This is a genomic window from Empedobacter stercoris, from assembly GCF_020281205.1.
Classification (GTDB): Bacteria; Bacteroidota; Bacteroidia; order Flavobacteriales; family Weeksellaceae; genus Empedobacter; species Empedobacter stercoris.
The window spans coordinates 53342-66423 of the sequence record NZ_JACXZC010000004.1 but is presented as its reverse complement, the minus strand read 5'-3'; the positions used below and the strand labels follow the sequence as shown (position 1 = coordinate 66423).

13 protein-coding genes are annotated in these 13082 nt (G+C 32.1%); 6 read left to right on the top strand and 7 right to left on the bottom strand.

The genetic code is table 11. The annotated features are described in order from the left end of the window. Window positions 1-18: 18 nt before the first annotated feature. Together yaaA and IF125_RS03215 are read right to left on the bottom strand one after the other, a co-directional pair. Window positions 19-774 (bottom strand): peroxide stress protein YaaA, encoded by a 756-nt coding sequence (gene yaaA, locus IF125_RS03220; RefSeq protein ID WP_225541483.1) that lies wholly within the window; start codon window positions 772-774, stop codon window positions 19-21. A 21-nt stretch (window positions 775-795) separates the two neighbouring features. Next, a complete protein-coding gene (locus IF125_RS03215; RefSeq protein ID WP_171622197.1) occupies window positions 796-1416 on the bottom strand; it encodes an L-threonylcarbamoyladenylate synthase in 621 nt (206 codons plus the stop codon). Between the two features lie 290 nt (window positions 1417-1706). On the opposite strand from IF125_RS03215, the gene IF125_RS03210 reads away from it, so the two are divergent. Next, complete coding sequence (locus IF125_RS03210) at window positions 1707-2447, top strand: hypothetical protein (RefSeq protein ID WP_225541482.1); 741 nt, start codon at window positions 1707-1709, stop codon at window positions 2445-2447. Further along, the gene (locus IF125_RS03205; RefSeq protein ID WP_225539519.1) at window positions 2426-3001 is read left to right on the top strand and encodes a T9SS type A sorting domain-containing protein; all 576 of its coding nucleotides are present in this window, start codon (window positions 2426-2428) and stop codon (window positions 2999-3001) included. Before IF125_RS03210 ends, IF125_RS03205 begins: the two co-directional genes overlap by 22 nt. 49 nt (window positions 3002-3050) lie before the next feature. Here IF125_RS03205 and IF125_RS03200 read toward each other — a convergent pair whose 3' ends face one another. Together IF125_RS03200 and IF125_RS03195 are read right to left on the bottom strand one after the other, a co-directional pair. Continuing rightward, on the bottom strand, window positions 3051-4022 hold the full coding sequence (locus tag IF125_RS03200; protein WP_188319928.1) for an N-acetylornithine carbamoyltransferase: 972 nt from the start codon (window positions 4020-4022) through the stop codon (window positions 3051-3053). Window positions 4023-4110: 88 nt separating this feature from the next. Next, window positions 4111-4992 (bottom strand): DUF72 domain-containing protein, encoded by an 882-nt coding sequence (locus IF125_RS03195; RefSeq protein ID WP_225541481.1) that lies wholly within the window; start codon window positions 4990-4992, stop codon window positions 4111-4113. Between the two features lie 182 nt (window positions 4993-5174). Here IF125_RS03195 and htpG point away from each other — a divergent pair, with 182 nt between their 5' ends. Next, entirely contained in the window at window positions 5175-7052 is a 1878-nt protein-coding gene (htpG, locus tag IF125_RS03190) for a molecular chaperone HtpG (protein WP_225541551.1), read from the top strand. Window positions 7053-7691: 639 nt separating this feature from the next. On the opposite strand, the gene IF125_RS03185 is transcribed toward htpG, so the two are convergent. The 3 genes from IF125_RS03185 to IF125_RS03175 are packed head-to-tail and all read right to left on the bottom strand — an operon-like array spanning window position 7692 to window position 11244. Next, the gene (locus IF125_RS03185; RefSeq protein ID WP_171622202.1) at window positions 7692-8462 is read right to left on the bottom strand and encodes a succinate dehydrogenase/fumarate reductase iron-sulfur subunit; all 771 of its coding nucleotides are present in this window, start codon (window positions 8460-8462) and stop codon (window positions 7692-7694) included. Between the two features lie 60 nt (window positions 8463-8522). After that, window positions 8523-10535, bottom strand: coding sequence for a fumarate reductase/succinate dehydrogenase flavoprotein subunit (locus IF125_RS03180; RefSeq protein WP_225541480.1), 2013 nt, complete (start codon window positions 10533-10535; stop codon window positions 8523-8525). 16 nt (window positions 10536-10551) lie between these two features. Then, complete coding sequence (locus IF125_RS03175; protein WP_171622204.1) at window positions 10552-11244, bottom strand: succinate dehydrogenase cytochrome b subunit; 693 nt, start codon at window positions 11242-11244, stop codon at window positions 10552-10554. Window positions 11245-11563: 319 nt separating this feature from the next. Between IF125_RS03175 and IF125_RS03170 the strand changes: the two genes are divergently transcribed. The 3 genes from IF125_RS03170 to IF125_RS03160 are packed head-to-tail and all read left to right on the top strand — an operon-like array spanning window position 11564 to window position 13038. Beyond that, complete coding sequence (locus tag IF125_RS03170; protein ID WP_225541479.1) at window positions 11564-12064, top strand: RNA polymerase sigma factor; 501 nt, start codon at window positions 11564-11566, stop codon at window positions 12062-12064. Next, on the top strand, window positions 12064-12705 hold the full coding sequence (locus IF125_RS03165) for a hypothetical protein (RefSeq protein WP_188319926.1): 642 nt from the start codon (window positions 12064-12066) through the stop codon (window positions 12703-12705). The genes IF125_RS03170 and IF125_RS03165 overlap by 1 nt, the downstream gene beginning before the upstream one ends. Window positions 12706-12726: 21 nt before the next feature. Further along, window positions 12727-13038: a hypothetical protein gene (locus tag IF125_RS03160; protein WP_225541478.1), complete on the top strand. Its 312-nt coding sequence runs from the start codon at window positions 12727-12729 to the stop codon at window positions 13036-13038. The last annotated feature ends 44 nt before the right edge of the window (window positions 13039-13082 follow it).

Here is a 13082-nt window from a genome sequence, read left to right as displayed (position 1 = left end):
ATACATATTATTTGTAAATTATCGTGTAAAAACCAATTTTTCTTCGGTAGATAAATTCTCATCAAAACGATACCCATCTACATCAAATGCTTTTACTTGATCCAATGTTTCAACATTATTTTCTGCACAATAACGCGCCATTGCTCCACGAGCATGTTTAAAATACATCATGATTTTTTTCAATTCACCGTTTTTGTAATCCTGAAATTCTACATCGATCATTGATGCTTTTAGTGATTTTTTATCCAGAACTTTCGCATATTCATTACTCGCTAAATTTAGGATAAACTCTCCCTTCTTTAATTTTGAATTAAAAAATGACGTTAAAATTTCTTTCCAAAAACCATATAAATTCTTAGAACCATGCACATCTAATTTGGACCCCATTTCTAAACGATACAACATTACTTTATCAGAAGGTCTCAACATACCATATAAACCAGAAAGTAAAAAAGCATTTTTATTGAAATAATCTAATGCTTCTTCGTTTAACGTTTCTGCATTTAATCCTCTATAAACCTCGCCTTTAAAAGCTAAAGCTGCGGGAATAGCTTGTTTAGCTGTTGGCTTTATCGTCCAATTTTGATTACGTTCTACATTCATAGCAGAAATATCTTTCGAAATTTTCATCAATTTTTCAAGATCCTTTGCACTCATTTCTTTCATTACATCCATAATTTCTTGTGATTGTGCTAAAAATTGTGGTGTAGTCGCTCTCCATTTTGCATTCGTTTCAAGATTCATCATCTTTGCTGGAGATAATAATATTTTCATGTTTTCTTTTCTTCAAATAAATTATAAATAATCTTCAATATCACCTTTACCTTCACGCAAAACTTCTACGCCATCTGTCATATCAACAACTGTCGAAGCAACATTATCACCGTAACCGCTATCAATTACAGCATCTACTAACTTTTCCCATTTCTCAAAAATTAATTCGGGATCAGTAGTATATTCCACAATTTCATCTTCATCATAAATAGATGTTGATGCAATAGGATTTCCTAATTTTTCGACAATCAATTGCGGAACAGCATGATTCGGCACACGAATACCTACTGTTTTCTTACCTTTATAAGCGACAGGTAAACTGCGTGAGGCATTCATAACAAAGGTAAACGGACCTGGCAATGCACGTTTTAAGATTTTGAACGTACTATTGTCAATTGGTAATGTGTATTGAGATAAATGGCTCAAATCATTGCAAACAATAGAGAAATGCGACTTTTCGAGTTTAACGCCTTTCAATCGCGCTAATTTTTCCATTGCTTTAAGATTTGTAATATCACAACCTAATCCATACACTGTATCGGAAGGATAGATAATTAAACCTCCATTTTGTAAAATTTTAACCACTTGATCAATTGATTTTTCTTGTGGATTTTCTGGATGAATTCGGATATAATCTGCCATTTGTAAATCTTTATCCAAAGATACAAAATTGACAACAAATCAATTCTTGTATAGATTCTTGTTTTTTATTCACCGATTGAATTAATCAATGTAAATTACGTATTTTAAAATAACCAACGTCTTTGTTAATTTAAAATTCAAGAATTTCAAAAACACATAATAAAATTTAATTAACTAATCTTCAATATTTTAAGTTTTATAAAATCAGAATTTTTATGATTATTGAATTATTTTATAAAACATATCAATGTTATAAATAACTTAGTAATAAACAATTAACACAAAGTTATATGAATAATTTTTATTCAAAATTATTATTTATAGGAGCCTTAGCACTCTCATTATATACTAATCATGCAAATGCACAAGTTTATGCGATTGGTTCTGGACAAACAGCAACGGATGTAACTGATGATGGAAACATTATTACATTAAACACTTCGGAAGCTAATTTCTTTTGGAGTAAAGATAAAGGAATCCAAGTCTTAAATGAAATGCCTGAAAATGTATACAATGTAGGTTCTCCAAAAGTTTCTAAAGATGGTAGTCTAATTGCTGCTTCGGTTGCTAATCCTGCAACAGATATTGTCGAAATGGGTTTATATAATTTAGCAACGGCTACATGGCAATATTTAGGTTCATTTGGACAACATTTAGATAAAGTTGCAGGATCTGTTTGGGATTTTCAGCCAGATGGTAGTAAAGTTGTAGGTTTAATACAATCAAAGGATAACAATGCGCATGCTGCTGTATGGACAAAAGAAGAAGGTTTAGTAGATTTAGGTTCAACAGTTGAAGAAAGGTTTTCCCGTATCAATGCGGTAAGTAATGACGGTAAAATATACGTTGGATGGCAAGATGGAGAAGATGGCAATAGACAGGCCGCATATTGGGAAGATAATAAACAAACAATTGTTAAAGGACCAAATGATGAATTTGTAACAGAGTTTTCTGGTGTTTCTGGAGATGGAAAATGGATGATTGGTGCATTTGGATTTTCTGCTTCAAAATGGAGCAAAGAAGAAGTCTAATTACAATTAATCACCCTAACGAAAACATCTTCTTTAGAGGAGCTTCTACTGCGACGAATAATGATGGTAGTACAATCGTTGGTTATTATAGAGGATGGCCTGGATCAGCTGCAATGGGTGAAGGGTTTATTTGGACAGAAAAAACAGGTTTAGTTAATCTGAATACATACGTAAAAGAGAATTTAGGTTACGATGACTTAGGAATAACATTCGCTTTACCATTAGGTATGTCTACAAATGGAAAACATATCGTTGGTTTGGGAAGAACAGACGATGCTTTAGTTTCATTTCTAATTACTCTACCCGATTCTGATTTAGGAACTTCCGAAGTTATTAATACTAAATTTGAAGTATTCCCAAATCCAACTACAGATATTATACAAATTAAAACAAAAGGTAATTTAACTTCTTCTGTCGTCTATAATTTACAAGGACAAATAGTATTAAAGTCAACTAAGAATGAAATCGATGTATCACATTTACCAAATGGAATTTATATTTTAAAAACACTTATTGATGGTAAAGAAGCTACAAAGAAAATAATAAAAAAATAAATACAAAAGCCACTCATAATGAGTGGCTTAATTTATAAAAAAAAATAATCTAATTATTTTTCAAAATCTCGTGAAATACAGTTTGAGCCGAATAAATACGGTTTGTTGCTTCATCAATCACAATAGAATGATCAGAATCTAATACTTCATCAGAAACAACAACATTACGACGAACTGGCAAACAATGCATGAACTTACCGTTGTTCGTCAAACTCATTTTATCCATCGTAATTTCCCAATCTTTATCTCCTCCATTTGCTTGACCATAATTCTCATAAGATGACCAGTTTTTTGCATAAACAAAATCAGCATCTTTTAATGCTTCATCTTGATCATAAGCAATTGTCGCTCCTTCTGTGAATTTCGGATCTAATTCTAAACCTTTTGGTTGAACAATTGTAAAATCAACCCAATCTACTTTAGAAAACCATTGTGCAAAAGAATTTGGAACAGCTTGTGGTAAACGACGTGGATGTGGTGCCCAAGTCATCACTACTTTTACTTTTTTTGCAGATTGAGTTCCTGGTGTATAACCTGTTTTTTCTGCAATTGTAATTAAATCTGCAAAAGATTGCAATGGATGTAACGTTGCACTTTCCAAAGAAACAACTGGCACAGAAGACAATTCTTTTACTTTATTAAACATGATTTCGTTATAATCTTCGTCACGATCTACTAATTTTGGGAATGTACGAACTCCCAAAACATCACAATATGCACTCATTACCTGAATTGCTTCCTTAATATGTTCTTGTGAATCTCCGTTCATCACAGCTCCATCTGCCATTTCTAACGTCCAAGAATCTGCTCCTGCATTCAAAACCCAAGCATTTGCACCTAAATTATATGCTGCTTTAATTGAGCTTAAACGAGTTCGTAAACTTGGATTAAAAAATATTAAACCAACTGTTTTGTTTTTTCCAACTTCTTGTTGAGCAAAAGGATTTGCTTTAATTTCTAAGGCTGTTTTTAGTAATTCGTCGATGTTTGCTACATCATAAACCGAAGTGAATTGTTTCATAAATAAGAAGAATCTTTTGATTTTATTTGTCCTACAAAATTAATGGAAACAATTTATAAAATGCGCTTATTCTACAATAATTTTTCGATCAAAACAACGTCAATTCATCTTGTGGTCCACGAATATCCAAATCTAAATCATTGTTTAATTTCTTGATGAAATATTTAGCTAACATTGGAGATTCAAGTTCCAAATTTTGATGAATAAAGAAATATAATTTTTCTAATCCTTCGGCTTTCCAAAGTTTAATTGTTTCAATCCATTCATCTAAACGATCATAATCGGACGGTATATTAGCTCCAACAAAACGCACAAAAGCTTCTGAGGAAGTCAGTCGCATATGCACCATATCTCGCCTACCCGCTGTATCAACAATAATATTCGAAATATTATGTTCTTCTAATAATGTTACTAATCGATTAAAATTTTCTTCGTTCGAAAACCACTCTTCATGACGGAGTTCAACCGCTAACGGATAACCTTTCGGAAAGTTTTCAATGAAATTTTGAAGTTTATCAAAATCTTTTGGTGCAAAGTTTTCGTGCATTTGCAAGAAAATCATGCCTAACTTTTCTTCAAACAACGCAACAGCGTCCAAATATTGATTCAATTTATCCGTCACATTTTGCAATCTTCCATAATGACTTATACTTTGCGGAATTTTCGGAAAGAATTTGAAATCATTCGGCGTTTTATTTGTCCAAGTTTCTACAACTTCTTTAGTTGGAGAACGATAATAAGTTGCGTTCAGTTCAATACTATTAAATTGCGTTGAATAATAAGTTAATTCATCTTTTGTTTTAGGCGGATAAAAATTCTTCAAATCTTGTTTATTCCATTTTGCACAGCCTACATAGACCTCAAAATCATCAGTTTTATCAATTTTATTTAATAAGTCAATTGTTTCTTTTGGTGTTTTTGGCAATGTAAAATCTACCAATTCTGGATTTTCTACTTTTCCGAATTTCATCTTTCTAAATTTTAACCGAAAATTAAGCAAATATCAGCATTTTACAAGATCTATTTTAAGACAAAATGTCATAAACCTTTCCTTTGGAATGTCTTTTGAAATTTAAAAACCAATCAACAAATCTGATGATTCAGACAATTTGCAAGAAAAACTAATTATTAAAAATAAAAAATACAATAATGATGAATAAAGGAAGTATTAATGTTTCGGTAGAGAATATTTTTCCATTAATTAAGAAGTTTTTATACAGTGATCACGAAATATTTTTGCGTGAGTTAATTTCGAATGCTTCTGATGCAACATTGAAGTTAAAACACTTAACAAGTATTGGTGATGCAAAAGTAGAATACGGAAATCCAAAAATTGAAGTAAAAATCAATAAAGAAGATAACACTTTACACATTATTGATCAAGGACTTGGAATGACAGCTGATGAAGTGGAAAAATACATCAATCAAGTGGCGTTTTCTGGTGCTGAAGAATTTATCAATCAACATAAAGATGCGGATGGAATTATTGGACATTTTGGTTTAGGTTTCTATTCTGCTTTTATGGTTGCTGATAAAGTAGAAATTATCACAAAATCGTACAAAGATGACCCCGCAGTGCATTGGACATGTGATGGATCGCCTGAATTTACATTAGAAAATTCGGATAAAACAGAGCGTGGAACAGAAATTATTTTACATATTGCTGAAGATTCGAAAGAATTTTTAGATGAATGGAAAATCCGTGAATTATTGACAAAGTACAATAAATTCATGCCAATTCCAATCAAATTTGGAACAAAAAAAGAAACACTTCCTTTACCAGAAGGTGCTGCAGAAGATGCAAAACCAGAAGAAATTGAAGTAGATGATATCATCAATAATACAAATCCAGCTTGGACTAAAACGCCATCTGAACTGTCAGACGAAGATTACCAAAATTTCTACAGAGAATTGTATCCAATGCAATTCGAAGAGCCATTGTTTCACATTCACCTAAATGTTGATTATCCGTTTAATTTAACTGGAATTTTATTCTTCCCTAAATTAGGAAACAACATTAATATCGATAAAGATCGTATTCAGTTATACCAAAATCAAGTGTTTGTAACAGATGAAGTAAAAGGAATTGTTCCTGATTTCTTGATGCTATTACGTGGTGTGATAGATTCTCCAGACATCCCGTTGAATGTTTCTCGTTCTTACTTACAAGCAGACGGTGCTGTGAAGAAAATTTCGGCACATATCACGAAAAAAGTAGCAGATAAAATGTCTTCATTAATGAATCAGAATCGTGAAGATTATGAACAAAAATGGAACGACATTAAAGTTGTGATTGAATATGGAATGATTTCGGAAGATAAATTCTTCGAAAAATCGGACAAATTTGCATTGTATCCAACTGTAGATGGTAAATACTTTACATGGGAAGAATTGAATGCTTCGATAAAAGATAATCAAACCAACAAAGATGGAAAATTAGTTGTACTTTATTCTTCTGATGTTGATGGGCAAGATCAATATATTCAAATTGCAAAAGAGAAAGGTTACGAAATTATTTTATTAGACTCTCCTATTTCTTCTCATTTGATTCAGAAATTAGAATCAACAAAAGAAAATGTAACTTTTGTTCGAGTTGATGCAGATCATATCAATAATTTGATTGAAAAAGATGAAGTAAAAATTTCTAAATTATCGGATGAAGACAAAGAAAAATTGAAAACGGATATCACAGCCTCTATCAACAACAAATCATACACCATTCAATTAGAAGATTTATCTGGAACAGATGCACCATTCATCATTACACAATCAGAATTTATGCGCAGAATGAAAGATATGCAAACTTCTGGTGGTGCAGGAGTGTTTGGAATGGGTAATTTTCCAGAAATGTATAATGTTGTCGTAAATGCAAACTCAGAATTAGCAACAGAAATTTTAGCAAAAGAATCGAAGGAAGAAAAAGATGCATTGATTAATCAAGCATTAGATTTAGCAAAATTATCACAAGGATTGTTAAAAGGTAAAGAATTAACAAATTTTATCAATAGAAGTTTTAAGAACATTAAATAATCTCAGAACACTATATTTTAGTCGTCTTAAGCTTAAAATCCAGCACATAATGTGCTGGATTTTTATTTATCTTATCCATTATTGATGTGTTAAACTTTTTAAATTAATGCAAAATAATTTGCTGAACATGATTTTTGTCATTAATTTTACATCAAGGAATTAATAATTATTCGTTCAGGACTTTAGAATACTTGAGTTGTTTTAAAACAGAACATTAAAATCAATAATTGTTTTTCCCATGAAAATAACGAAATTTTTAAGCCGACAGAGAATTTCCATTTAAAGGTGGAAGTTAATTCAAATCATTATCAAAAATTTCGGGAAGGATTTCAAGCAATTGAAATCCTTTTTAAACCAGACGTTCTTTTTAATTGATTTCGGCTCATAGTTTATATAAGACTTTATTATTAGTCATATATGAGTGTATATCATTTATTATTAAAAATAGATATTTGTTCTATTTATAAAATTCTTTTTTTATAATCATTTAGAAAGGACAAATTACAATGGACTTATTCAAAGGAAAGAATTTGACATTGGGAAGGATTTCAAGCAATTGAAATCCTTTTTTTATGCTTTTTTAAAGCACAAAAAAAGAGAGACATATGCCTCTCTTTTATAAATATATATCAGAATGTATTATTCTTGTGATACAATTTTAGCAGATAAATACTCACGGTTCATACGTGCGATGTTATCTAAAGAAATTCCTTTAGGACATTCAACTTCACAAGCACCTGTATTTGTACAGTTACCAAAACCTTCTAAGTCCATCTGAGCAACCATTTTCTGAGCACGACGAGCAGCTTCTACTTGTCCTTGAGGTAACAATGCGAATTGAGAAACTTTTGCTCCTACGAATAACATTGCTGATCCATTTTTACAAGTTGCAACACATGCTCCACAACCAATACATGTTGCAGCGTCAAACGCTTCATCTGCATTCATTTTGTTTACAGGAATATTGTTTGCGTCTACTGTACGTCCTGATGTGTTAATAGAAATGTAACCTCCAGCTTGTTGAATACGATCAAAAGATGTACGGTCTACAATTAAATCTTTGATTACTGGGAATGCAGCAGATCTCCATGGTTCGATGTATATCGTTTCACCATCTTTGAACTTACGCATGTGTAATTGACAAGTTGTAACACCTCTATCTGGTCCGTGTGCTTCACCGTTAATGAATAAAGAACACATACCACAAATACCTTCACGACAATCGTGGTCGAAAGCAACTGGCTCTTTTCCTTCCTCTACTAATTGCTCGTTTAATAAATCAAGCATTTCTAAGAAAGAAGAATCTGTAGAAACATCTTTTAAGGAATATGTTTCCATTTTTCCTTGAGCATTAGCGTTTTTTTGACGCCAAATTTTCAGCGTGATGCTGATTGTTTTTGATGATGCCATAATTCTATATGATATTTTGACATTTTGCTTGATCGTAAACTATCAAGCAAAATGATTTTATTATTTATAACTACGAGTTTTAAGCTCGATATATTTGTAATTCAACTCTTCTTTGTGTAAAACCTCTGCGTTAATGTCGCTTCCTTTGTATTCCCAAGCAGCAACATAAGCATAGTTTGCATCATCACGCATAGCCTCTCCTTCTTCTGTTTGATACTCCTCACGGAAGTGTCCACCACAAGATTCGTTACGGTTAAGTGCGTCAATAGCCATTAACTGTCCTAATTCAAGGAAGTCAGCTACACGTCCTGCTTTTTCTAACTCAGTATTCATTTCGTTAGCCTCACCAGGCACTTTCACGTCACGGTAGAATTCTTCACGCAAAGCAGCAATTTCAGCAATCGCTTCTTTTAAACCTTCTGCGTTACGAGCCATACCTACTTTGTTCCACATAATGATTCCTAAACGTTTGTGGAAACTATCTACTGTTTTAGTTCCTTTATTGTTTAAGAAGTGTTGAATTTGATCTTTTACAGCTTTCTCTGCTTCATCAAATTCAGGTGTATCTGTTGGGATTTTACCTGTACGGATATCAGCTGATAAATAATCTGCTATAGTGTAAGGTAAAACGAAATAACCATCTGCTAAACCTTGCATTAAGGCAGAAGCTCCTAAACGGTTAGCTCCGTGATCAGAGAAGTTAGCCTCTCCTGCTACGAAACATCCTGGTATTGTTGATTGTAGGTTGTAATCAACCCAAACACCACCCATTGTATAGTGAATTGCAGGATAGATACGCATTGGATTCTCATATGGATTCTCATCTGTAATTTTATAATACATTTGAAATAAGTTACCATATTTCTCTTCAATCCATTTTTTACCTAATTTTTCAATTTCAGCATCTGATGGATTTTGATCACCGTTTGCAAATGCAACTTCACGACCTTTTTTCTTAATTTCATCTGTAAAATCTAAGTAAACTCCTTCTCCTGTTTCGTTTGCTTCAATACCGTAACCAGCATCACAACGCTCTTTAGCAGCACGAGAAGCAACGTCACGAGGAACTAAGTTACCGAATGCAGGATAACGTCTTTCTAAGTAGTAATCTCTATCTTCTTCTTTGATATCGACTGCTTTCTTCTTACCAGCACGAATCGCCTCAGCGTCTTCTTTCTTTTTAGGAACCCAGATACGACCAGAGTTACGCAAAGATTCAGACATCAACGTTAATTTTGATTGATTTGTACCGTGAATTGGAATACAAGTAGGGTGAATTTGTACATAACATGGGTTAGCAAACAAAGCACCTTTTTTATGAATTTTCCAAGCAGAAGTTACGTTAGATCCCATTGCATTAGAAGACAAGAAATATACGTTTCCATATCCACCAGTTGCAATAACTACTGCGTGTGCAGAATGTCTTTCGATTTCACCAGTAATTAAATTACGAGCAATAATACCACGAGCTTTTCCATCTACAAGTACAATGTCTAACATTTCGTGACGATTATACATTTGGATGTGCCCTAAGTGAATTTGCTGATTCATTGCTGAATAAGCACCTAATAATAATTGTTGTCCTGTTTGACCTTTCGCATAGAAAGTACGAGATACTTGTACCCCACCAAAAGAACGATTATCTAATAAACCACCGTAATCACGTGCAAAAGGTACCCCTTGCATTACACATTGGTCGATGATATTACCTGAAACCTCTGCTAAACGATAAACGTTAGACTCACGAGCACGGTAATCACCTCCTTTGATTGTATCGTAAAATAAACGGTAGATAGAGTCGTTATCTCCTTTATAGTTTTTAGCAGCATTGATCCCTCCTTGTGCAGCAATAGAGTGAGCACGACGTGGAGAATCTTGATAACAAAAAGCTTTAACTTTGTATCCTAATTCTGCTAAAGTAGCAGCAGCAGAACCTCCAGCTAAACCTGTACCAACTACAATAACATCAATTTTATCACGGTTATTTGGAGCCACTAAGTTTAAGTGAGCTTTGTGTTCGCTCCATTGTTTTGCGATATCTCCTTGTGGAGATTTAGAATCTAATATACTCATTCTTGATATTATTTAATTATTTAACAAAAAAATGGTAAACAGCGATGATAATGAAACCAGCTGGAATTAAAATAGAATACCATTTCCCGAAAGCTACAATTACAGGTGTATATTTGCTATGTTTTGCACCAATAGATTGGAATGCAGAAGCAAAACCATGTTGTAAGTGTAATGATAAAAATACAAAAGCAACAATGTAAATTACTAATCTTACAAATCCTAAAGCACCTTCTAATGAGAATACGTGACCTAAATGATTCATAAAGTAATTTCCTTGCGCGAACTCTGGATTTGGAGTAATGTAGTGATCCATGATTGTTGGAACCCAAAAATCATACAAGTGTAATAATAAGAAAACTAAAATTACAGATCCAGAAATAATCATATTTCTTGACATCCAAGTTGCATTTGCAGCACCATTATACTTTTGATAAGCAACTGGTCCACGAGCTTTTTTGTTTTGAGCCTCTAATACAAACCCCATTACAAAGTGGTAAACTACACCAATTAATAAGATAGGTTGCATTAAGTACTGAATAAAAGGGTTGTTACTCATGAAAGCCGAAACTTCATTGAACCCATTCGGATTAATTACAGATAACGCATTAATCACGAAATGCTGTAACAAGAACACGATCAAAAATAACGCTGAAAGCGCCATCGCGAACTTCCTACCAATCGACGATTTTAGTAATGATTCATTTGCCATAAAGCAATTCGTTTAATTTTTTAGATATTTCTACAAATTTAATCATCCCTCTACTCTAATCACAATGAAATATATCATTTCATTAACATAATAGTTAGTTTAGAATCATTCTTAGTTATTTAGTAAATTTTTAACAATTGAAAAAAAATATTGTGTAATCAATAATTATTCTCTATACTTGCAATAGAAAAGTAGAACAACTTTTCATAGGTTTAAGTTAGTTAGGTTAATCCTCTTATAGCAATATAAGAGGATTTTTTATTTTTGGTTGTAACATTTCAATTTTTTATACTACATATAAAGTCAACAAAGCAATAGTTTGGACAATAAAGCAAAAATTTTCACTGAATTAGTCGAGAAAAATCAAGGAATAATCCACAAGGTTTGTCGTATTTATACAGACGACAAAGACTCTCATGACGATTTATTTCAAGAGATTGTTTTGCAATTATGGCGTTCATACGATTCATTTAAAGGCGATTCTAAATTTAGCACATGGATGTATCGAGTTAGTTTGAATACCGCTATTACTTTAATTAGAAAGAAATCAAAATCAAACGAAACTGACCTAAACGAAACGCATTTTATTCATCTAAAGTCAGAAGAAAAAGACGAATTCTTAGAAGAACGCATCACCCTATTGTATGCTGCTATTCGTCTATTAAATGATGTAGAAAGAGCTTTAGTTCTCCTCTTTTTAGAAGATTTACCTTATAAAGATATTGCCGAAACTTTAGGAATTTCAGAAGTGAATGCGCGTGTAAAAATGAATCGTGTGAAGATTAAATTGAAAGAAATAATGTCTAAAATGGAACAATAATGGAGTTAGATGACTTAAAATCAATTTGGGGTTCCATCAAGGAAGAAGAAAAATTTGATCAAAATCAAATTTTTCAAATGTTAAAAAAGAAATCATCAACAACAATAAAATGGTTGTTTATTTTCACGTTTTGTGAATTCATCCTTTTTCTTGTTTACAATGCCTATGTCTTAATTTCGGGGAAAAATTTTTTTAATAATGATGTCAAATCATTAGTTGAAGAGAAAACGATTACCAATTATGAAATTGCATCAGTTTTTAGTATAGTCATTACATTCGGATTTTTGGTCATGGCTTATCGTTACTACAAGAAAATAAATCTAAATCAATCTGTTGTTGATTTAATGAAAAACATCATCTCTTTCCGTCGATTAGTCAATTTATTTATTCTTTTTACCGTTTTGAGTTTGATTGTTTCCTCTGCACCGTTTTATTACGAATTAGGTCAATCTATTTATTTAGCAAAACATGTAAATGACATTCAACCTCTTACAGATAACGCCTCTCTTTACGGATGGATTGCTATCATAACAGCTGTTACATTTATCGTAATTATAGGGGCTATTTATTATGGAATTATTTATTTTCTATTTTTAAGAAAACTTCAACAAAACTTAAAAGAATTGAGAGAAATGAAATAAAATAGTATTTTTGCAAGAGAAATGAAAAAATTCATCCAATATACCATGCTAATGATTTCACTGTTTATGACAGTGTATCAATCTGCGCATATATTGGAACACGCTTTTAATGAAGAGCACAAAGAATTAAAAGAGCAATTCTCTAACGTACACGATCACAGCTGTACAGTCTGTCATTTCAATCAGCATTTTATCGAAAATGATTCAGAAATCGAATTATTTCAATGGTCGATATCATTCATTCAAAAAGATAAAACACTTTACACAACTCGTGTAAAACAAACAGTATTACTTACTCAAAAAAGCCTTCGAGCACCACCCTATATAATTTAATTTCAGTAAAAAACCATCCTTATTTTTTTAACGTTATTAAATTA